The organism is Paenibacillus sp. FSL M7-1046, from assembly GCF_038007405.1.
Taxonomy (GTDB): Bacteria; Bacillota; Bacilli; order Paenibacillales; family Paenibacillaceae; genus Paenibacillus_AQ.
In genome coordinates this window covers 3,396,023-3,417,984 of record NZ_JBBOXB010000001.1, presented here as the reverse complement: position 1 = coordinate 3,417,984, position 21,962 = coordinate 3,396,023, and the positions used below count along the sequence as shown (strand labels likewise).

Below are 21,962 nucleotides of genomic sequence, written 5' to 3'. Positions count from 1 at the left end.
GGGGCATTATACATCTTAGAGTCGGCTCCAAGTCAAGTCTCTAACCTTGGAACAACTAATTCTGTATTTATGTCTTGACTTAAAGCCGACTCCAACAAATAACATAGCCGTTATACGGGGAAGGAGGAAGTCTACAACAAACACGAACCAACGTGAAAATATATCACTAATACGTTTAGTAATTACAGAAAAGATAACAGGAGTGAACAACTATGAACCCTAAATATCAACCTTTAATGGAGCCGTTTCGTTTCAAGAATGGGGTCGAAGTAAAGAACCGCGTCGTTCTTGCACCCATGACCATTTCTTATTCTCAGCAAGACGGTACGCTATCTGATGAGATAACCGCGTATTACGAAAGTCGTTCGAACGGTGTTGGAATAGCTGTCACTGGAAGTACCGTGGTGACACCAAATGGGAAGATGTTTGGCGGGGAGGTGGGGGCTGATCGTGATGATATGATCCCAAGCCTGCAACGTTTGGCAACAGCAATAAAGAAACACGGGGCAAAAGCCATTCTACAAATCTTTCATGGTGGTCGCGAATGTCTGCCCAAAGTGGTACCCAATGGTGAGATTGTAAGTGCGAGTGCGGTTGCTAAGGAAGGGGGAAGTGTGATTCCTCGAGCACTCGAAGAGCAGGAAATTATAGAGATCATTCATGCGTTTGGCGCTAGCACCCGTAGGGCGATCGAGGCTGGTTTCGACGGGGTAGAGATTCACGGGGCAAATCGATTCCTTATTCAACAATTTTTCTCACCATACACAAACCGGCGTGATGATCGCTGGGGAGGAAATGTGGACAAACGTATGGCGTTTCCGCTCGCTATTGTAGATGAAGTGAAAAAAGTGGTGGCTGAACATGCCAAACAGCCGTTTCTAGTGGGATATCGGTTGTCCCCAGAAGAAGAAATGACACCCGGTATTACAATGGCCGATACACTAAAATTGATAGATGCCCTCGCAAACCAAAACTTGGATTATTTGCATGTCTCTTTAATGAACTTCTGGTCTAAGCCTAGACGTGGAGTAGAGGACAATCGCTCTAGAATGGAAATTATTTATGAGCTCGTTGGGCAAAGAGTTCCCGTTATCGGTGTAGGTTCAATCCACACACCTGATGAAGCGCTTAGAGCGTTACAATCAGGTGTCCCTTTTATAGCACTTGGACGAGAATTGATTATCGATCCAGATTGGGTTGAAAAAATAACTCAAGGTAAGGAAATTGAAATTCGTACTGAGTTAACTTTAAATGATCAAGAACAATTGGGGATCTCTGATCCATTATGGCAGAAAATTATCAATACCCCAGGATGGTTCCCGTTTGCAAATCAAGGTTAACCCCCCCTTATAAGAAGATGGAAATTTGCCGCAACGACAAAAAGACTGGAATTGGATCGGGGAAAGAATCGATCTTCTCCAGTCTTTTGGCTTCTTGTGGACACTAATGTGAGTTGTAATTCCCTTCTTGCTTTGCCTTGTTCCTGTCGGACAGGATCTTATCTAAGACAACAAAAGCCCACAGTCAGCCAGTTAGGCCGAGTGCGGGCTTTTCAATATCTTTCGAAAACGTTATACAGCAAAATTTAAGGCTACCTGTAATGCTTCCCACAAATAACATATTTGCTGCATTACTGTGCAGACTGCAGGGAGGCTTTATTGGCATTTTCAACATCATTTTTACTCAGAAGTAGATTGCAAACGGTAAAACCTACCGCAACCGCAATGAACATTCCCGAAATTGCATAGACAAAGTAGGGGCCGATGTATGCCGGAATACTGAAAATACTGGACAGTACATATCCGTACAAACGGACACCGAAGAAACTAATGTAGGCGGAAGCAACCGTACTGGCAATCGTGGCAGCCAAGAAGGCTTTTTTGTACTTTGCTAACACCCCGAACAAAGCGGGCTCTGTTATTCCCAGCAAGCCGGAGACGGCAGCGGAGACGATAATTGTTTTTTCTTTCGGGGTCTTCACTTTAAAATACACGGCAAAGGTTGCGCCTACAATCGAGAAGTTAGCCATACACATCATTGGCATTAACATATCGTAGCCTTGTGTTGCAAAGTTCTGCAGCGCAATTGGGGTCATGGCATGGTGCATGCCCGTAAAGACAGCTATTGGACGAATCGCACCAACAACCACACCAGCCAGAACAGGGGAGATGTCAAACAAGCCTTGAACCAGCCAAGCCAGTCCGTTTCCTAAATAGACACCGATTGGACCAATAACAGCTAAAGCCATAAATCCAGAGATAAATAGAGTCAACGTTGGGGTAACTACCGTTCTGAGCACTTCCGGAACAATCTTGTTAACCCAGCCATAAATATAACTCATCGCCCAAACGGCAAAAATAATCGGGATGACAGTTCCGCTATAGTTGAAAACAGGAATCGGGAGCAGATTAAGGAAATGAAAGGAGGATATTTCACCGGCTTTCGCCGCATCCACCATCGTTGGGAACATAATAGTTGCCGCTATGGCAATGGCCAAATACTGATTGGTCTTAAAAATCTTGGCCGCCGAGGCTGCCAGGAAGAATGGCAGGAAAGTGAACACACCGCTGGCCATCATATTTATTATTTGAAAGGTCTCACTTTTATCCGAGATGTAATGAAGTGCAGTCAAACCGGCAATAAGTCCTTTGATTAATCCCGCACCTGCAATTGCTGGTACAATGGGCCCGAATACGCCAGATACTATGTTCATGAAGAGAGTAACAAAACCTACTTTTTGCTTGCTTCCCTTCTCCTCTTCAGGACTCTGCGCATCCTTCAGCTTGAGCTCATTAGCCAGAACGGTGTAATACTCTCCGACTTTAGGACCTAGTATTATTTGAAACTGGTCTTGATTGAACTGCGCACCAAGTACTGGGTCCAACTCTTTGATTTTCGCAATATCTACTTTATTTTTATCTTTCAGCTCAAATCTAAGTCGTGTCATACAATGCCAAGCGTTTTCAATATTCTCCTCACCGCCTATACCTGCAATCATGTCCTTAATCGCTTTCTCTTTGCTCATCAAGAATTCTCCTGTCCTAATGGATATTGGTTCCGTTTACACACTGAATAGTATCATAAAGAAACTTCTAATAAAAGCAGTCCAAAATGGTTCGCCTTTATCAAAAAAACCTTTATAACAAAGGGTTTTTATTCAATTTCCATCATAATTGGACTGATATCTTTCGTTATTCAACCGGTTTACCAAACCAAATTGATTCTTCCTTTCAAACTATGGTTCAATACTCTTAGAAATTGTAGAAAAGAGGAGAAACATGAACCCTTCCATCATCACTAATGTGGAAAGCTTTATACTAAAACCTGACCGTCATAATCTGGTGGTTGTCAGGGTAACTACGGATAATGGAGTCATTGGATATGGCTGCGCCACTTTTCAGCAACGGCCCAAAGCCGTCCAGCTCGTCATAGAGGAATACCTCAGACCGATTTTACTTGGCCGTGACGCCAACCATATTGAAGACTTGTGGCATATGATGATGGTCAATTCATACTGGCGCAACGGACCTATTCTGAATAATGCAGTTTCCGGTGTTGATATGGCTCTATGGGATATTAAAGGCAAGCTCGCCGGTATGCCATTGTATCAGCTGTTTGGCGGCAAATCACGGGATGCCATTCCGGCATATACTCATGCAGTTGCTGACAATATTGAAGATCTGTACAGCGAGATTGATGGACTCCTTGAACAAGGATACAAGCACATCCGTTGCCAGCTTGGCTTCTACGGAGGGAATCCTTCACAGCTGCACTCTCCGGCCACTTCCACAGCGGGCTCCTATTATGATCAGGACGAGTATATGGAGACTACGGTCAGAATGTTTGCTCTTTTGCGGGAAAAGTATAACAACCAGTTCCATATTCTTCATGATGTTCACGAGCGGTTATTCCCCAATCAGGCTGTGCAGTTTGCCAAAGCGGTCGAACCGTATAAACCCTACTTTATCGAGGATATTTTGCCGCCGGATCAGAATGAATGGTTAGGGCAGATCCGCTCACAAACGTCAACGGCGATTGCCACAGGCGAACTGTTCAACAATCCGCTGGAATGGAGAAACCTGATTGCGGGTAGACAGATTGATTTCATCCGCTGCCATGTATCCCAAATCGGGGGAATTACACCTGCGCTGAAGCTTGGAGCATTATGCGAGGCTTTCGGGGTTCGTATCGCCTGGCATACACCATCCGATATTACGCCAATTGGAATTGCCGTCAATACACATCTCAACATTCATCTGCATAATGCAGCGATTCAGGAGAATATTCCGATTAAAGCAAACACCCGCAGCGTATTTTCGCACAATATTGACGCCATTGATGGCTATATTTATCCGATTGATCTGCCGGGCATCGGCGTGGAGTTCAATGAGGAACAGGCAGGTGCCTTCCCGGTGGAATACCGTATGCATGAATGGACACAGGCCAGATTACCCGACGGGACGCTAATGACGCCGTAATTAAGGCGCAGCAAAAGACTCTCCGGCACAGGCGGTCAGCACGGAGAGTTTCAGGTCAAATGATTAGCTGCGTATCAGAGGTTTCTTCTTTTGTGATGCTCGTTGTTGAAGGCCGTCAAGTACGTGCACTTATAGTCGACAGCCACAATTTCACTGATTTCAAAAATGGTACCGTTATTCAGTATTCCACGGCTTGAAATTTTCATTGCTGGACTTTTCTTTTTTTGCTGCAAGAACATCGCTTGTTCTTTATCAAGCGAGATTGCCTCATAAGTATTCAGGTAATGTGAGATAGTGAACTTATGCTTTTTCACAAATGACTGAATGGAATTCTCGGCATCCTTCTGTGTTAATACAGGGAATAATGTCGCAGGCAATCTCGACTGCTCAATCTGCATTGTCTGATAGTTAACGATTCTCAAGCGCTGGTACATCCACACTTCATCCTCGGCAGTTATATTAAAGATTTGCTGGTCACTAGGGGTGGAAGGAAGCTTCTGCAGCTCGATGACCTTAGACTGAATATTGGAATAAGGATTTTCTGTAAGTGAGTTGTAGATCAGCGGACTGGCTTGAATATTTTTGTTAATAAAAATACCCGAGCCCTGGACAACCTTAACCATACCCATATATTTCAGCTTCTTAATAGATTCTTGTATTGTAAATCTGGAAACCTTATATTGCGCTGCCAATTCTCTTTCTGTAGGAAGCTTCCAGTCTGAATAATGTTTTTGATAGATTTTACTGAGCAGATCATGGATGACAAAGTCTCTTTTGTTCACAAGGCAGGCCCCCTAATCGTTGTTTCATTGCTATTCTAACACACAGTTACAGGAGGAAAACCTATGTTTGGGTTTAAGAAAAAAAAGATAGAATCGCCTTCCATAGATATCTCATCGCCTCTCTCCGGTCAATTTTTAGCTCTGGATGAAGTTCAGGACGAAGCCTTCTCAAGTAAAGCGATGGGCGAGGGATTCGCCATCTTGCCAGATTCCGGCAGGGTCATTGCTCCTTTTGACGGTATTATCGCCCATATCATGGAAAAGAGTAAGCATGCTATTCTCATCGAGCACAATTCCGGTGTTCAATTGCTCATTCATGTTGGCATGGATACCGTTTCTCTTAAAGGAAAGGGTTTTACAGCTCATGTAAGTAACGGCGACCGGGTAAAAAAAGGACAACTTCTACTGGAATTTGATATGGAAACTCTCCGGGAAAACGGATGTTCTACTGTTACGCCCATCGTTGTTCCAGGAGGACAGGACAACATATCGCGGGTCGAGGTTGTAAGCGAGAGTAAACAACCTGAGAACGAGACGGTGTTACGTATATTTTATTAAGTTGTTCAGGGCTGCCTTGTTGCAGTTTTGAAGTCTGCATTTCATATTTTGATAATTAAATGGGTTTCCGCTAATAATTTGATTACAGAAGTACAAATTGGTCTGGTATGTCTTACCATATGATATAAAAATTCAGTGTGGTATAAATAACGGTTGTACACTGTATTACTTATAGCCCTGCCCACATACCAATAGCAGAAATCTCTTGTCACACAAGGGATTGCTGCTATTTCTCGGTCTCATTTTGAAGCTATAAACGGTCTCATTCATGCTTAAAAACAGTCCTACTTTATGTTATAACTCACATGGGAATTATTGTTTAGTTAAACCCCCGCTGCCGCATCCCCTCAAACAGCAGTATCGTCGCTGCCATCGCCGCATTGAGCGATTCGGCACGGCCAGCCATCGGGATGATAATGCTTTTATCGACGAGCGCGGCCGTTACCGGCGAGATGCCCTTGCCTTCACTGCCGATCAGCAGCCACTGGCTGCCGTGAAAATCGTGGGTGTAGCAGGAGTCCTCACCGGTCAGCGAGGTGCTGACTAAGAGTGCGCCGCGTTCCCGCGCCTGCGGCAAAACAACACTTAAATCGCCCTCCACCACCGGGAGATGGAACATCGAGCCCATCGTGGAACGGATGGTCTTCGGGTTGTACAGATCGGCGCAGCCTTGGCCGAGGATCACGCCGTCTGCGCCTGCCGCATCCGCGCTGCGGATGATCGTCCCAACGTTGCCGGGGTCCTGAACTCCGTCCAGCACAACGACTAGACTATCCGGCTTCGCAAGGATCGTCTCCACGCCCTGCTGTTCCTTGCGCACCACCGCAAATACCGGCTGCGGCGTATTGGTGCTGCTGCACTTCGCAATCACCGGCGCTGATACGCCGATGACCTCCATACCCTGTACCGCCTGCAGCAGTTCCTTCAGCTCAGACGGCATGCCCTTATCGAGGTCATACGCCAATATTTCCACATCGGCTTCGGCCAGCAGCGCCTCTTGTACGAGATGAATACCTTCCACAATATATTTGCCGGACTTATCGCGGTGTTTCTTCTCCTGCAGTCCGGCCCATTCCTTCACCCGCGTATTTTGCGGAGACATAATTTCCATGAGGTCCTACCTTTCTGTTCACCTGCAGCTTAGTTATCGCATCTTTGCTGCCTTTTTCCTTGCAGTCACTACGATCTTCCCATGTATTTCTCTAACACGCTGCACCTGCACACAGCTTCATTTTAAGTGTATTTCCTGCAGGTCTGTTGATTAGCTAAATTATGGAAGTGAGAAACACTACATTGGCTAAATAAATCCTCCATTCCGGTGGTAAAGTTTCCAAAGTAAATAACCGGTCAAAGTCGACGAATGTTAATTTAGCACTCGGATGCACCGCAGCATTTCCCTGCTCAAACAGGAACTTAAGCAAAACATAAATCAGTAAAGCTGTGTACAGCTGTCCATACACTGCATTTGGTGTTGTTCCGAATAATTTTGGAATGTTTAGATGCTGCTTAATCCAACGAAAAAAGACTTCGATCTGCCACCGTTTTTTATAGATTTCTGCAATTCCTTCGGGGGAATACCAGTGCAGATTTGTGGCGAGAATAACGGGATTTCCTTTGGGATCCTCTAGGATGACCACCCGAAATCTGTTCTGGGAGAGTGCCATGTTCTTTCCCAATTGGCAGGTCAAATCTTGCTTAATACTTCCCGAAAAGGGACGCTTTCGACATCGTGAGATTGGATTCGTAAAGGTTGTATTATCCCGAAGCCGAATCACAAAGTACTGCCGGTTTTCCTGCTCTTGGTAACTGTCAAACAGCTTGTGTTTACCATAAGACCGGTCTGCCACCAAAATAAATCTTCTGTCCAGCAGGTCAGGGCAACTCTTCAAATCAGGCTCATATCCAGTCGTTTCGGTAACTTTGTGCAATTCGCCTTGGTCTCCAATGATCCCCACGTGTAGCTTAACGCCTGCTTTTTGGCCTTTGTGCGGAGCCCAAGTCAACCGTCCCAGACCTACCGTAATCGTAGTGGAATCAACGATTAGCAGCTCCTTCGGAATACCGAGTACACGCCGAGTCTTTCGATTGCACAGCCCAATCATGAGATCTAGCAAACGCTTGAATAATTGAAAAGGAACGTCTTTGGCTTTTTTCGAGAGGGTTGAGTGATCCACAGAACGCTGCCCACAAAGGGCCATTCGCTGTTCTCCGTCCCGATACCCCTCCCACTGCTGGAAGGCGGCTTCGGCCAAAAATAGAAATAAATCATAGACAGTAAACTTTCGCGCCACATCGATATACTTTAGTTCTTCCAAGAATGGGAGCATTTTTTCTTCGGGAATCACCAATTGCAGAATATTCGATAATGAAGTAGACTTTTTCATGAGGTCGCCTCGTTTCGGATGTTTGTAGGGGTACAAACACTTTACCGAATGAGCGGCCTTTTTTCTACCTTTTTCTGGTTAATCAACAGACCTGTATTTCCTGCAACTAAAATCACGCTTTTTACCGCTAATTCCAATTTAGTTGTAGTCTGTACATTTATAATCATCATTATGGCTATAAACCGGGGGTATGCTAAATTTTAATTGCACGAAATACATCTATCCTTCTGAACAAGCGCTTAACGAAGCAAATAGCTGTACAGAGTGCAATTAAGCAAATCCGGCCACTATCGGCAGCGCACTTAACACTTCCTACAGCACCACGAGAGCCACGTTACACTTCATTTGCTCGTGCGTTATTGATACGCCATCTCCAGCTTGGTCAGGTTGTCCTTGTGGCCAACGATGACAAGAACATCGCCATCGGCCAGCCGGTCCTCGGCTCTTGGAGTAATATTCATTTCTTCGCCCCGGCGGATCGCCATCACATTGCAGCCATATTTGGCGCGGATATTCAGCTCCTGCAGGTTTTTGCCCAGCATCGGCCTGGGAACCTTCATATCCAGAATACTGTAATCCGGCGACAGCTCAATATAGTCAAGGATGTTCGGCGAGGCCAGATGATGCGCCACCCGCATGCCCATGTCCCGTTCGGGATAAATGACTTTGTCTGCACCGATCTTGCTTAGCACCTTGCCGTGCAGCTCACTTTTGGCCTTGACCAGAATCGCCGGCACCCCAAGGTCCTTCAAGATCAGCGTCGTAAGAATACTCGCCTGAATATCTTCTCCGATTGCCACAACGACAACATCGAAATTTCGAATGCCCAGTGCACGCAGCGCTTCCTCATCGGTGGAATCTGCAGATACAGCATGGGTAACAATTCCCGAAATTTCCTGTGTGCGCTGCTCATCCGAATCGATGGCCAGCACATCAAATCCCATCCCGCTGAGCGCCTTGGCTACACTTGAGCCGAAACGTCCCATTCCGATGATGGCATATTGTTTTTTAGCCATGTCCGTGTACCTCCCGCTCACATTTTACATCTCACACAGTATAGCATAAGCACACACAAACTTGAATTTTCAGCATCGCCGCAGGGCACATTAGTACAGGGCGTTTCAGCATGAGCAGGCTTCCTAAGCCAGTTCTGCGAACCATTGGCAGGATGCTTTGCTCACAAAACTAAGCATATGCTTTCGAAGCAGTTTTGTACGAAGAATTGGCAGGAAGCCTTGCTCACAAAACTAAGCACATGCTTTCGAAGCAGTTTTGTACGAAGAATTGGCAGGAAGCCTTGCTCACAAAACTTTTAAGGGGGTACATTATGCCGGTTACCATTGATTTGCGCCAGGCGATTCTCCATAAAGTGCACGGCCAGTCCGAAGAAGACCTGCGGCACATGATTGAAGGCTCCGTGGACGGGCCGGAAGCTGCACTTCCCGGGCTTGGCGTCGTGTTCGAAATGGTCTGGAAGGACCTTGGAGAGGCCAAGCAGGATCATGTGATTAGTCTGCTCCACAGACATCTGGAGGAGACTACTCCCGGATCCATCACATCCTAGAAAGCCTCATGAGCCAAAAACCTCCGTCACCCAAGGTGCATCTGCACACATGGGGGCGGAGGTTTTTACTACCTATTTGAAACTGCTGCAGGTGCAGCTGTATCCCCTGCACCTGCAGCCTGAATTCGTCAACAGCCTACACTCAAGGAGCTGTTTCCAGGAATTTCGCGGTCGGGTTCTTCTCCATCGCTGTACGCATCGCATACTCGTTCTCGAACAGCACCACGTAGTTGCCCTTCTTGTCGGTAACCAGTGTAGAGTTGATGCGGAATTTGCCGGGGTCCGGTTTATTCTCATCCACGATCCAGCGTGCGAACTGATATGACATCCGCTGCAGCTGAACATCCACGCCATATTCACCCTTCATCCGGTACTCGAACACCTCAAACTGCAGCTGTCCGACTACTCCGAGCAGAATATCGTCAAAGTTGACCGTACGGAACACCTGAATCATGCCCTCTTCCGTCAGCTGATCAATACCCTTCTGGAACTGCTTCGATTTTAGCGCGTTTTTGATGCTTACTTTGGAGAAAATCTCCGGTGAGAACGTAGGCAGCTCATCGAACTCCATATCCCCGGCTTGACTGAGTGTATCGCCGATCCGGAAAATACCCGGATCAAACAGCCCGATAATATCGCCCGGATACGCCTCTTCGACGATATCGCGGTCTTGAGCCAGGAACTGCTGCGGCTGGGACAGCTTAATGTCTTTGCCTGCACGGACATGCTTTACACTCATGCCGCGCTCGAACTTGCCGGACACGATCCGCAGGAAAGCAATCCGGTCGCGGTGGGCCGGGTTCATGTTCGCCTGGATTTTGAATACATAGCCGGTAAATTTCTCATTGGTCGGCTCAATGGAGCCAACTGTACTGCGGCGCGGCTCCGGCTTCGGTGCAAGATCCAGGAAGTTGTCCAGGAACGTCTGCACCCCGAAATTGTTGATCGCACTGCCGAAGAATACCGGAGTAAGCTCTCCGCGAAGTACCTTCTCATAGTCAAAAGGATCGCCCGCAACGTCCAGCAGCTCCAGCTCCTGGCACAGCTGATCATGCAGGTACTCACCGGCCATCTCACGGATGATCGGGTCACGGTAGCTTTCCACCTTTTGCACTTTAATTACGGAATGGTCATCACCCTGGAACAGCTCCACCTGATTCTTCATCCGGTCGTACACACCGCACAGTTCACGTCCGCTGCCGATTGGCCAGTTCATTGGAACAGAACGGATGCCCAGTACATTCTCAAGCTCTTCCATCAGATCAAACGGACTTTGGCCTTCGCGGTCCAGCTTGTTGATGAACGTAAAGATCGGAATACCGCGTTTGGCGCAGACCTGGAACAGCTTGATGGTCTGTGTTTCTACACCCTTCGCCACGTCGATCAGCATAACCGCGCTATCCGCAGCCGTTAACGTACGGTAGGTATCCTCACTAAAATCCTGGTGACCTGGGGTATCCAGAATGTTCACCCGATGGTCTAAATAGTCGAACTGCATCACAGAGGAAGTAACGGAAATCCCGCGCTGTTTCTCTATTTCCATCCAGTCACTTGTTGCATGTTTGCTTGCCTTGCGGGCTTTAACCGTTCCCGCTAACCGGATGGCTCCGCCGAACAGCAGCAGCTTCTCCGTAAGTGTTGTTTTACCCGCATCCGGGTGGGAAATGATCGCAAAGGTTCTGCGTTTGTCCACTTCCTGTTGCAGCTTCTGATCCGGTGCCTTATTCATTGCACATATCCCTTCATATATAAATTCATGCTTCTGCTTATATCACACGGGTTGTTCATCAAATCGGCGCTCTGCTCATGAGTACAAATCCCTTCATTGGTGAATTCATTGTTATCCCATAATAGTCTCCAGTTCCGCTTCTAGTGAAAGCATCCTTTAAAGTATATCAAAATCCGGCAAACTTTATCTACAAAAAAGCGGCTTATACCAAATATCTTGTAAGAAAAACAGCGATTGCAGCCTATTCTGTACAGTCCTCGGCCTATACGAGGCTATTTTGCGTGAATTTCACCAAGTGGAAACGGCTTTGCCGTCCTTTTTAAGGACGGTATCGTTTCAGCGAGAAATAGAAGGATAAGTTATCGTGTGAAACATATAAATTCTTATATTTGGGCAAACCCGTCCCCACGCTAACGGGGGTATCGCAAAAAAGCTCTCCCTGCAGCCTCTGCAGGGGGAGCTTAAATCTTGTAGCTTATTCAGGTCTTAGCTGTTAACCCGCCAGACCACATTGTCTTCTTCCTGTCCGTTTACCGGCCACCAATGGAAACCTTCCTGAGCCAGCAATTGATCGGCTTCCACCGGACCCCACGAACCTGCAGGGTACGAAGCCAGATCAGCCGCTTCTTCCTTCCACGCTTTGGCGATACGGTCCACGAACGACCATGCCGACGAAACCTCATCCCAACGGGTGAAATAGGTTGAATCTCCACGCGCCGCATCATGCAGCAGACGCTCATAAGCTTCCGGCGAGTTGATCCCCACCATGCAGCTTTGGCAGAAATCCATGGCCAGTGGCTGAATTTCCGATTCTGAGCCCGGTTTCTTGGCATTGATCTTCACATAGATGCCTTCCATCGGATTCACGCGGATGACGAGCAGGTTGGGCTCGAGGTTATGCTTTTGGCCCAAATAGACATTGGTCGGCATACCCTTGAACTCTACAACCACTTCCGTCGTCTTCACCGGGAGACGTTTACCCGTACGGATGTAAAAAGGAACGCCTGCCCAGCGGAAATTGTCCACAAATACACGCGCCGCGAAATACGTCTCGGTATTGGATTCAGGATCCACTTTGTCTTCCTGGCGGTAAGCCGGAAGGGTCTTGCCTTTATACAGGCCTTGGGTGTACTGGCCGCGCACCACGTTCTCGCGCACTTCTTCGGAGGAAGCATACGGACGCAGCGAACGAAGCACCTTGACCTTCTCATCACGGATATCTTCAGCCAGCAAACGGCTTGGCGGTTCCATAGCGATCATCGTCAGCAGCTGCAAAATATGGTTCTGGCCCATGTCGCGCAGCGCTCCCGCATGATCGTAATATCCGCCGCGCTCTTCCACCCCAACGGTTTCACCGAGGGTGATCTGAATGTTGGCGATGTGCTTGTTGTTCCAGAGCGGTTCAAAGAAGGCATTCGCAAAACGGATGACTTCGATGTTCTGCACCATTTCCTTGCCCAGGTAGTGGTCGATCCGGTAAATCTCTTCTTCCTTAAACACCTGGCGGATCTGTTCGTTCAGCTGCTCAGCAGACTCCAGATTGTAACCGAACGGCTTCTCGATCACCAGACGGTTCCAGCCTGAACTTTGCAGCATGCCACCGGCTTTGAGGTTGAACGACACGCTGCCGAACAGCTCAGGAGCAAGGGCGAGATAGAACAGACGGTTACCCGGAATGCGGAATTTCTCTTCGATTGCCTCCGTTTGCGCGTTGAGCTCGCGGAAGCCGTCGATATTATTGATGTCCAAAGACTTGTATTCAAAATGTTGCACAAACTCATTCCATTCTGCAGCATCTCCCGCCTGGTAGCGGCAGAATTCGCGAATGGACTCTTTCACATCTTCCCGGAATTCCTCCTGGGTGCGGGGACGCCGAGCCACGCCAATTACCGCAAAATCATGTGTCAGCTTACCTTCACGGTACAAACTGTAAATCGCCGGAAAAAGCTTACGCCGGGCTAGATCTCCGGTTGCCCCAAAGATAAAAAATACAGCGCCGGGTGTATGCAGTGCATCAAGGGTTTGATTTTCAGCCATGGCTCCTCATCTCTCTGTATGTAATATAGTTGACAATCATTCTCAACGTCCGTCAAATAATAAAAAACGCATGACGACGTGATGTCATTTTATCATATTCGCAGAAAGGATGCTATCACATTCCTGACAGTTTTTCTCGGGATTTCGTAATTTTCCATTAATCTTTCTTATTCGTTTACATACTCCAGCTTATACTCCCGGATAAGGGTAGGCCACTGCCAGCCATTTTCTATTATAACGTTACGCAAAAAGCTCCGCAAACGCGGAGCCGGTATACGAAGCTTTTGCTGAAATTTGCTGATTATTAATATTTTGCGGAATCAATACTCAATGGTAATCAGCGGCAAACCGATTGTCACACGATTGCTGTTGTCATTGCCGTTCTTATGTACGGCTGCCTGCAGAGCTACCTTATGATCTCCGCTATTCACAAACCTGTTCAGCCCCGAAACATTATAAGACCGGCTGTAGGTCGTATCATCCTCATAATCTTCCACCGCTTTCAGCCCGGATAACCGCCCGGAAATCGTTCCTTCAATTCCGGCAAGTGCTTCACGGGGGGAGTCCTGCAGTGACGCTACACCTTGAAGTGAAGCATTCCACTCCGGCGTAATGCCAGCCGCCTGCATCAGTGTCCCCGCTTCTTGTGCTACTTTCTGCAAAGCCGTAGCTTTCAGCAGATCCTCTGTTTCAACGGTCACAATCACATAGCTGGTGCCTTGACCCAGCACACTCCAGAACATCGATATCTTACTATACAAATCCGGAGAGCCGGAAGATCTGTAAGTAGCATGTCCATATTCTTCGCTAGACTCCGCCTTGCCGAGTCCGAGCTGTGCAGCCAGCAGGTCTGCGTCCCTAACGGTGTCCACAGCATTCCCGCTGTATTCCCCCTGCCATTTCAGGACAAGCCGCAACGGAGACCCTGCTGCCGTAACTTCTTGTCCTACAGCTGCCAGGAGTTCCAGCGACTGCGGCAACGCTGCCGGGTCTGATGAAGCGGGAGCGGCCGCTGATGCGGCTGCACTTCCCTGGTCAGCCCCGCTGCGGAACCCGGCCAGCAGGAGCACCAGCATACACATGCAAAGAATCAGCATCAGCATTTTACCTTTCCCTTGTCCCCCGTTCCCCAGTCCCATACGGCATCTCCCTCTCATCCAATCTAGCAATCTACTAGACAGGATAACCAACTTTGAGAGGGGATATACACCAGAGACCAGAATCCCAATACTCAGGAACATCCAGCTAAATTCCGGAAAGTTCTTCTTCCGTAAACTTATATTCAGAGAAAACCGACTTGAGGTCCAGAGGCTCGAAGGTCAAAGAATAGAACCCTGCCGCAAGCGCCTTTTCATCACAATGAAAGCTGTACACTTCTGTATACTGCTCAGACTGTTTTATTTTATAGCTCATCGTATATATGTTATCCATTTTGCTGATTTTCAGAAAGAAAGGATTATCCAGGAAAACCTCATCATACATTAGATCGTTCAATACACCGAGATGCTCGATTTGCAAGGACTGTCCCTGGTTCGTTCCAAATAGCAACTTAGTGCCATTGCCGAATTTCAGCATAAGTCCGCTTTTGAAATATCGTCCGACCGAAGCATTGATCTGAACTTTCGCTTCCAGATTGCAATTTTTATGTTCGCCAACAGCCATAAGCGCTTGAGGTGCATTATCGTAAGCAATGCTGCTGAGATTCAGCTTCTCGCTCGTATGAATTAATATGATTTGATCTTGCTGAATTACGATTTCCGCATTCTTTTCATTGATTGGAGTGAATGACGAACTATGGGTGTCTGCAGTACTGAATTCTCCGCTCCCCTGAACAGCTCCAGACAATACGCCGATTAGTTGAGATCTAAAGCAGTCCTCCTTACCAATTAAGACCTTTATAGAGGAATCGACATCCGCAAAATCCAGTTTATGCTTCAGTGTCTTATAGATCAGCTTGGACTTTACCTGTCCCCATTCTACATCCAGTTGTTCACGACTGGCCCGTAAGCTGTCCACCTCCGGTTTTTCAGCGCCAGCTTGCTCTATGAACGAAAAAACCAGCTGATAATAGACTGATCTCATATTCATAACGAGAAATGTCGATTCCAGCAGCCTCGATGTATTGTGGTCATATCCGTTAGCATTAATAACCCGGGTAATCTCCCGTTCAGGATACTTCACTTCCACTTTTCCGGCTTCCACTTCCCTAAGATGAACCAGATGGTCCTTGAGAGCATCCTCCATACTCAGACCACATGTGCTGTTCCCGTGATCAGAAACCGTCCAGAAAAACATTGTCCCTTCCTGTTTGGCAAAGGTATGGGCATAGCCCGCCAGGGTATCGTAGAGCATATTGAACGGAATGGTAAAATCCTTGTATAGGGCATTCGTCCCCCCGTCAATTTGCAGCGAATCGAGCACATAGCAAATATCCCTGAGCTGGTCGTAACCCTTAATCAGAAAGAAATGTTGATGATGTTTCGCCTTATACCAATTGTCATAGTAAATGGTGTATAAATCTCCGGGGACAAGCACGCGCGCATTCCTGTCAATCTGCTCAACAATCCTTCGTCTAAAATCGGCCTCGTCAACAACAGTGTGCGTCTGAATGTCCAGCAGGAACCGTTTCTTCAGATAATCTTCATAATATTCAAAAAAGGATTCCAGCAAATCCTCCATGCTCATCGGCACCTCCTGAAACCAGGACTCAGCCATATACGTGCTGTAGTAGGTCACATACATCAAAAAAAGGCTATTGTACTGCTGCTGAAAGGAACCAAATATCATTCCGAGCGGCTTATAAAAGCAGTTCAGCTGCTTCCAAGAAAAACGATCATCATTGGGAAGCAGCTGGTCAATGATTCTGACATATCTGCTGTTAAGCGCCTGCGGAATAACCTTCATCCGGTTGTCTATGGCCACATCGAGCTCCGTCACATCGAGTTTTCGATCCATTCTTCACTTTGCCCCCTTTGATTTGGGTAAGCTGTATTCTCCGTTAAATTATGAATCCACTTTTTGGACAAGAAACGGGGCACCCCGATAATCAGCTTTGCAAATTCCTCCGACATAATGAAAATGTACACCCAGTAAATGGGAAGATGCAGCCGGTAAACCGCAATATAAGCCATTGGGAAGCCGACTGCCCACATGGCTGCACTATTTTGCACAAACGTAAAGACTGTATCTCCTCCGGCGTTCAGTACACCCTGAATCAGTATCATATTGACAACTTTTACGCAGAGGAAACAAGACATGAGGAGCAGCAGCGTTCTGGCCGTCGTGTGTGCCTCAGCTGACATACTGTAGAGGGTAAGAACCGGTCCGGAGAGCAAGTAGATGCAAGCCCCCACAATTAGAGAGCCGGTAAAAGCGAGCCATATGAAACTTCGCGAATAACTGAGCACCTTGTCCTTGTGTCCCGCGCCGATTCTGTTTCCAATCAGCACATTGCAGGCTCCCGAGAGACCGGTGAACACTACGAAAGCGATCTGTTCCACCGTACCCGCCACACTATAGGCAGCTACTGCCTGAGTACCTATATGGGCATACGATATGTTGTAAAAGTTCAGGCCTAACGACCAAAATGTTATCCCTAAAATAAGGGGGAGCGTCGTTATAAAATACTTTCTTACAAACCCTGAACCAACCGAAAAGAAATCCCTGATCCTTTTAAAGACGAGCGGTATCTTAAAAATATAAACTGAACTGACAATTAATCCGAACTCTACCAGCCTTGAGACCAGCGTGGCGATAGCGCTTCCCTTCAGCCCGAGCGCAGGAAACCCCAAATTTCCAAAGATTAGCAAGTAATTAAGCAGCGTATTCAGACTTAACGCAAACACACTGACAAACATTGGAATCTTGGCATTCCCTATGCTCCTCAACACCGCCGAATAGCAGAAGGTAATAGAGGTAGCCACGAAACTGAAGCCGACGAGCCTTAAAAAGATCCTGCCCTGTTCAATAACCTCCGGATCATTGGTGTATATGGACAGGATGCGGCCGGGAAAGAAAATGGACGCAAAGGAAAATAACAGGCTGACGGATAAACTGAGTAGCAATGAAAAGCCAAGGACAGACCGTACATGATGTACCTCCTTCTTTCCCCAAAATTGCGCGGCGAATATAGATGCCCCGGTGCTGATTCCGTTAAGCAGACAGATGTAAATAAAGGTGAAGTTGCTGGACAGCCCCACGGAGGCGATTGAAGTCTCTCCCAGCCGTCCCACCATAATCACATCAATGAAATTCAAAGACGACGTGGCCAGCTGTTGAATGATAATGGGCAGGGCAATGACAAAGATGCTCCTCCTAAACTCTTTATCTCTAAATCCCAAATTGTCTCCTCCGTTCAACTTGAGTGTTCCGTTTCATGCAGGCAGCCGGAGTTCCACTCCGGAGATAAATCGTTGTCTATCTTCAATAGATTCATGATTTTGAACACCATAAAATCAATGATATCGTCCAGCGATTGCGGCTTGGAGTAAAACGCCGGCGCAGCAAAACAAACATCCAGCCCTTCAAGGCACAGTTCGTATAATTGCTTCAGTGTCCCTGCCGACACTGGCGTTTCCCGGGGGACCAGAATGACTTGCCGCCTCTCCTTCCGAGCAACCGCAGCGGTCCGTGCGATCAGATTGTGGGCAAGGTTCGAATGAATCATCCCTATGGTGTTAACAGAGCAAGGAACCACTACCAGAGCATCATAGTGAAAGGAACCGCTCGCAGGTGAAGCGCCGATATTGTCATTGTCAAAGAATCCGTCAGCAGCGAACAGCACCTGTCTGATATAGCGCCTGTCCGCTACTTCATGCTTCATAGTGATCACAGCCGCCTGTGACATAATGACATAGACCCTGCAGCTCCGCTTCTTCAATTGTTCAATCAGATGCAAGGCATACAATGCGCCGGAAGCGCCCGTAACCGCCACAATGATCTTTTTATCACACATATTGAACTCCTAAACCGTAATAGTCATCCGGCAAGCCGATCTGTCCGTCATTGAATCTCAGGCCTGTAAAGTGATCATTCCCGATAAAACTGGCCCCGTCCAGATCCGCATATTTGAATTTCGCGGAAATCTGAAAAGCATAAGCAATCGAGAGGCTGGATTCCAGGAAGCATCCCAGAAGCAAATCCAGTTGCCCTTCGACAGAATCGATAAGACTCAGACTCTTCAGCAGTCCGCCCATCTTGATAATTTTAATATTCACCCCGTCAATAAATGGCAGGTACCGGTGCAGCTCCGCTTCCGACGTAATCGACTCATCCAAAAAGACTGGGACCTCCAGTTTCAGATCCGCAATTTTCCGGGCCATATCAATCGAGCTGACGGCGACAGGCTCCTCCACAAACAGGATGGATTCATGCGCCAGCCGGTCACGATGAGTGGCGAGTTCCTCCAGCGTCCAGCCCCGGTTCATATCGATAATATATTTCTGCCCTGGGTTTCCTTCGTTCCGGATATAATCCAACAGCGCAAGGTCACCTTCTCCCCCCAATTTCAGCTTGACGAGGGGTAACTGAATATCTGCAAGAGCTCCCACTGCCCCTCTTTCGCAGATGGGCAGAGTTACCGCCGATTTCCTCGGCCTTGGACATTCCACCTGCAGGAGCGACCAGGCAGGCTTTTTCAGAAGCTTGCCCACATAATCCAGAAGCAGCATTTCGAAGCCGCAGACGACACATTTTAGATAAGGGCCTTCGCTCAATGTACAGACAAAGGCCACGAGCTGCTCCCTATCCTCAATGTGGATAATGGCGGATGAGTGGTGCTCGATAATATAGCGAATTTGCCGCTCAGCGATATCATAATTCTCATTAAAAAAAGGCAGGGGGGCCACTTCTCCAAATGCTGATACGCCCCTCGCGTGTATGCTCAATAACAGATGATCCAGCTTGATGAACACGGAATGACTAATTCTGAACGGCTGCTTTAATTGCAGCGGCATCGGCTGGCAGCGTATGCTCATCTGTACTCCTCCAAAATATCAATAAATTTGTCACACCCAAATACCAGCGGGGCAAATACAGGAATGCGGTGCTTTAATTCCATTTGATAAATCATTTCCCGGACCTCCTCGGGATGCAGATCCTTGGCAAACAGCGATATGCCGAGAACTCTGCAACCTCTTTGATAATTAGCCAGCCGCTCCACAAGTTCGATCTGCTCTTCCAGCGCCGGAATACTTTTATCATAGTAAGCCAGTTTAGGTCTGGACACATCATGGGCAAAGACAATCAGGTTAGGTGCAGAACCATGCAGCAGGCCAAGTGTTACGCCCGAATAAGCCGGGTGCAGAATGGAGCCTTGGCCTTCTACAAAAATAAAGTCATGCTCTGTGGCCGATTGGCAGACAAAATGTTCAATCGCCCCGGCCATAAAATCTGATACAACCGCATCAATGGCAAATCCCTTACCTGCAATGTACATTCCGGTTTGCCCGGTTGGAATAAAGTCAGCCCGGAGCCCCCGGTCCAGCGAAGCGTTGTAAAGCTCCAAGGCGGTGGTCATTTTCCCGCTGGCGCAATCCGATCCGACGGTCAAAATAACATTGTTGTTCAGCGCCCCTGCTTGTCCCTTGGCTACTTCCTCGTACCGGCCGGCATACCGCAGGTCAATCATTTGACCGGGCTGGGCATACCTCAATAACTGGTCCATCTCATTGAGCTTATGATGCAGCCCGCTGATTACGCGGATTCCTGCCTGAAGCGCCTGAATAATAATTCCTATCCAGTCCGGGGGCAGTTGCCCCCCCGGGGGGGCAACACCTACCAGAAGCTCCTCCAATTCATAAGCCGACGCTCCGCTGAAATCCGCTACCACCGGGATGTCCTTGTCCACATAGGGCACAATGATCTTCACATTCCCGCCGGCGTGCTTAGCGTCGATAACAACAGCAATGTCATTACGGTACCTCATCACTCCATGGGCCATCTTGGCCTGTAAGGTGTCCAGTTCGCCGCCAGTCAGAATGGCTATTCTTTTATTTGAAGGCATAGTCAGCCCTCCTGAAATGCTCCTTCATCCGGTAGGGAACCGTGCAATCGAACACCGTCTTATATGTTGATCCGATCTCGGTGTTATAGGAAGAGAACTCCGGCCTTTGTGAAGGATCGAGAGGATGCCCATCCAAATTTGGAATGGAAATGATAGAGTGGTTGCCCTGGAATCTCGTAGATAATGCCCACAGCACTTCTCTTTCGTCAAAGATATCCACATCATCATCCAGCAGAAACACATTCTTCAGTTCATGAAACGCAGTAAACGCGGCCACTCCGGCTTGCCTCGTCTTGGCGTCATCGCGGGGCTCGTATTTGCTGAACTGAAGATGCGCCAGCAATTTCCCCCCGCCGCTTGCACTGCAGTAGCAGTTCAATATGTTGCCGGTTATCGATTCTTTGATGCTCTTGTACAAGCTGGCCTCGGTGGGAATGCCGCATAAATTGGACATTTCCGCTCCAGGACCTACAATGGTCTGATATATAGGCCGGCTACGGTACGTAATAGCCGTTACTTTGACAAGCGGAAGCTTACTTTGGGCCGCGCCGATATATCCCAGAAACTCCGGCAGAGAGTCGCCGTCGTGCTTGCGCGGATTCTCCTGCACTTCTTCCGGCAGCACAAAACCTTCAATTACGATTTCAGAGAACGCAATGCATTTCGCCCCGTTGCTGACCGCCCTGGCTACCTTTACCCCTTTTTTGCGGATGGCACCTGCTATATTCAGCTCGTTGAAGCCCAAAGGACAGGCCGGGTAAGAGAAACCTGCCGCGATATAAATCGCCGGATCAAGGCCAATATTGATTGTAACCGGTAGCGGCTTATTCCGTTTTTTCGCCTTCTCGTAAAAGTGGCCGATATGTCTGCCCGGAACAAAATAAATGGACATCGTATCCTCGGATTGAATGCACAGGCGATGTATCGTTACATCTTCCTCTCCAGTTTCCGGATCTTGGGCGTACACCAGACCCGTTGTAATGTATGGCCCTGCACTTTCAGGAGTATAGGTAAGCACAGGCAGCTGTTGATACAAGTTGATGTTTTGGTTAATGATATTTTCCTGTGAAGGAGGAGAATCGATCAATTCCGGCTCATAACGGTCATGAATCATCCCGGCCAGTTCACGACCAATGGAATGCGGTCCTACTCCCAGCAGTTCGGCACAAGCTTCTCTTGAGTTGAGCAACCCGATAAGCACCGGCATCGAGTGTCCCTTTACACGATTATAAATTACAGGATGGCCATAAGCCGGTTGGTGTTTGTTCGGAATACCGGACCCGTAATAGGCGTAATGATTGGGAATCTCGCAGCAGGTATCCATCTCTTTGTCCATAACTTCAATGGCATGCCCTTTGTGATTCAGGAAAGAAAGGGCGGTGCGCAAATCATATACCTCATCTGAACGCATAATAACCCCCTCTTTG

General features: G+C 47.8%; 18 protein-coding genes. 4 read left to right on the top strand and 14 right to left on the bottom strand.

Annotation, left to right across the window (positions count from 1 at the left end; all coding sequences use genetic code 11):
- Nucleotides 1-212: 212 nt before the first annotated feature.
- Nucleotides 213-1,340 carry an NADH-dependent flavin oxidoreductase gene (locus NYE29_RS15145; protein WP_340896591.1) on the top strand — a complete coding sequence of 376 codons (1,128 nt, stop codon included), beginning with the start codon at nucleotides 213-215 and terminating at the stop codon, nucleotides 1,338-1,340.
- A 290-nt stretch (nucleotides 1,341-1,630) separates the two neighbouring features.
- Here the strand turns inward: NYE29_RS15145 and NYE29_RS15140 are convergent, their stop codons facing one another.
- A complete protein-coding gene (locus NYE29_RS15140; protein WP_340896589.1) occupies nucleotides 1,631-3,025 on the bottom strand; it encodes a PTS transporter subunit EIIC in 1,395 nt (464 codons plus the stop codon).
- Nucleotides 3,026-3,278: 253 nt separating this feature from the next.
- On the opposite strand from NYE29_RS15140, the gene NYE29_RS15135 reads away from it, so the two are divergent.
- Entirely contained in the window at nucleotides 3,279-4,478 is a 1,200-nt protein-coding gene (locus NYE29_RS15135) for an enolase C-terminal domain-like protein (RefSeq protein ID WP_340896587.1), read from the top strand.
- Between the two features lie 74 nt (nucleotides 4,479-4,552).
- Here the strand turns inward: NYE29_RS15135 and NYE29_RS15130 are convergent, their stop codons facing one another.
- Nucleotides 4,553-5,260, bottom strand: coding sequence for a GntR family transcriptional regulator (locus NYE29_RS15130; protein WP_076112612.1), 708 nt, complete (start codon nucleotides 5,258-5,260; stop codon nucleotides 4,553-4,555).
- Between the two features lie 63 nt (nucleotides 5,261-5,323).
- Between NYE29_RS15130 and NYE29_RS15125 the strand changes: the two genes are divergently transcribed.
- Nucleotides 5,324-5,818 (top strand): PTS sugar transporter subunit IIA, encoded by a 495-nt coding sequence (locus NYE29_RS15125; RefSeq protein ID WP_076112611.1) that lies wholly within the window; start codon nucleotides 5,324-5,326, stop codon nucleotides 5,816-5,818.
- Nucleotides 5,819-6,137: 319 nt separating this feature from the next.
- Here NYE29_RS15125 and NYE29_RS15120 read toward each other — a convergent pair whose 3' ends face one another.
- The 3 genes from NYE29_RS15120 to NYE29_RS15110 form a co-directional block, all read right to left on the bottom strand.
- Nucleotides 6,138-6,929: a TrmH family RNA methyltransferase gene (locus NYE29_RS15120; RefSeq protein ID WP_340896586.1), complete on the bottom strand. Its 792-nt coding sequence runs from the start codon at nucleotides 6,927-6,929 to the stop codon at nucleotides 6,138-6,140.
- Between the two features lie 154 nt (nucleotides 6,930-7,083).
- A complete protein-coding gene (locus NYE29_RS15115) occupies nucleotides 7,084-8,202 on the bottom strand; it encodes an IS4 family transposase (RefSeq protein WP_340896584.1) in 1,119 nt (372 codons plus the stop codon).
- Between the two features lie 356 nt (nucleotides 8,203-8,558).
- Complete coding sequence (locus tag NYE29_RS15110) at nucleotides 8,559-9,218, bottom strand: potassium channel family protein (protein WP_038596366.1); 660 nt, start codon at nucleotides 9,216-9,218, stop codon at nucleotides 8,559-8,561.
- A gap of 311 nt (nucleotides 9,219-9,529) precedes the next feature.
- Here NYE29_RS15110 and sspI point away from each other — a divergent pair, with 311 nt between their 5' ends.
- Nucleotides 9,530-9,766 carry a small acid-soluble spore protein SspI gene (gene sspI, locus NYE29_RS15105; protein ID WP_076112599.1) on the top strand — a complete coding sequence of 79 codons (237 nt, stop codon included), beginning with the start codon at nucleotides 9,530-9,532 and terminating at the stop codon, nucleotides 9,764-9,766.
- 142 nt (nucleotides 9,767-9,908) lie between these two features.
- Here the strand turns inward: sspI and NYE29_RS15100 are convergent, their stop codons facing one another.
- The 9 genes from NYE29_RS15100 to NYE29_RS15060 all read right to left on the bottom strand — a co-directional run bounded on the left by NYE29_RS15100 (nucleotide 9,909) and on the right by NYE29_RS15060 (nucleotide 21,946).
- Entirely contained in the window at nucleotides 9,909-11,495 is a 1,587-nt protein-coding gene (locus NYE29_RS15100; RefSeq protein ID WP_038596370.1) for a peptide chain release factor 3, read from the bottom strand.
- Nucleotides 11,496-11,981: 486 nt separating this feature from the next.
- Nucleotides 11,982-13,532 carry a glucose-6-phosphate dehydrogenase gene (zwf, locus tag NYE29_RS15095; RefSeq protein ID WP_038596372.1) on the bottom strand — a complete coding sequence of 517 codons (1,551 nt, stop codon included), beginning with the start codon at nucleotides 13,530-13,532 and terminating at the stop codon, nucleotides 11,982-11,984.
- A 320-nt stretch (nucleotides 13,533-13,852) separates the two neighbouring features.
- Nucleotides 13,853-14,671, bottom strand: coding sequence for a YwmB family TATA-box binding protein (locus NYE29_RS15090; protein WP_076112598.1), 819 nt, complete (start codon nucleotides 14,669-14,671; stop codon nucleotides 13,853-13,855).
- 106 nt (nucleotides 14,672-14,777) lie between these two features.
- Nucleotides 14,778-16,487, bottom strand: coding sequence for a hypothetical protein (locus tag NYE29_RS15085; RefSeq protein WP_076112597.1), 1,710 nt, complete (start codon nucleotides 16,485-16,487; stop codon nucleotides 14,778-14,780).
- Nucleotides 16,466-17,872, bottom strand: a complete 1,407-nt coding sequence (locus tag NYE29_RS15080) for an MATE family efflux transporter (RefSeq protein ID WP_076112596.1) — start codon at nucleotides 17,870-17,872, stop codon at nucleotides 16,466-16,468. The genes NYE29_RS15085 and NYE29_RS15080 overlap by 22 nt, the downstream gene beginning before the upstream one ends.
- A gap of 14 nt (nucleotides 17,873-17,886) precedes the next feature.
- Nucleotides 17,887-18,486, bottom strand: coding sequence for a UbiX family flavin prenyltransferase (locus NYE29_RS15075; RefSeq protein WP_076112595.1), 600 nt, complete (start codon nucleotides 18,484-18,486; stop codon nucleotides 17,887-17,889).
- On the bottom strand, nucleotides 18,479-19,507 hold the full coding sequence (locus NYE29_RS15070) for an enolase C-terminal domain-like protein (RefSeq protein WP_076112594.1): 1,029 nt from the start codon (nucleotides 19,505-19,507) through the stop codon (nucleotides 18,479-18,481). Before NYE29_RS15070 ends, NYE29_RS15075 begins: the two co-directional genes overlap by 8 nt.
- Nucleotides 19,504-20,535 carry a DUF1611 domain-containing protein gene (locus tag NYE29_RS15065; protein ID WP_076112593.1) on the bottom strand — a complete coding sequence of 344 codons (1,032 nt, stop codon included), beginning with the start codon at nucleotides 20,533-20,535 and terminating at the stop codon, nucleotides 19,504-19,506. The genes NYE29_RS15070 and NYE29_RS15065 overlap by 4 nt, the downstream gene beginning before the upstream one ends.
- The gene (locus tag NYE29_RS15060; protein ID WP_076112592.1) at nucleotides 20,522-21,946 is read right to left on the bottom strand and encodes a UbiD family decarboxylase; all 1,425 of its coding nucleotides are present in this window, start codon (nucleotides 21,944-21,946) and stop codon (nucleotides 20,522-20,524) included. The genes NYE29_RS15065 and NYE29_RS15060 overlap by 14 nt, the downstream gene beginning before the upstream one ends.
- Nucleotides 21,947-21,962 lie beyond the last annotated feature (16 nt).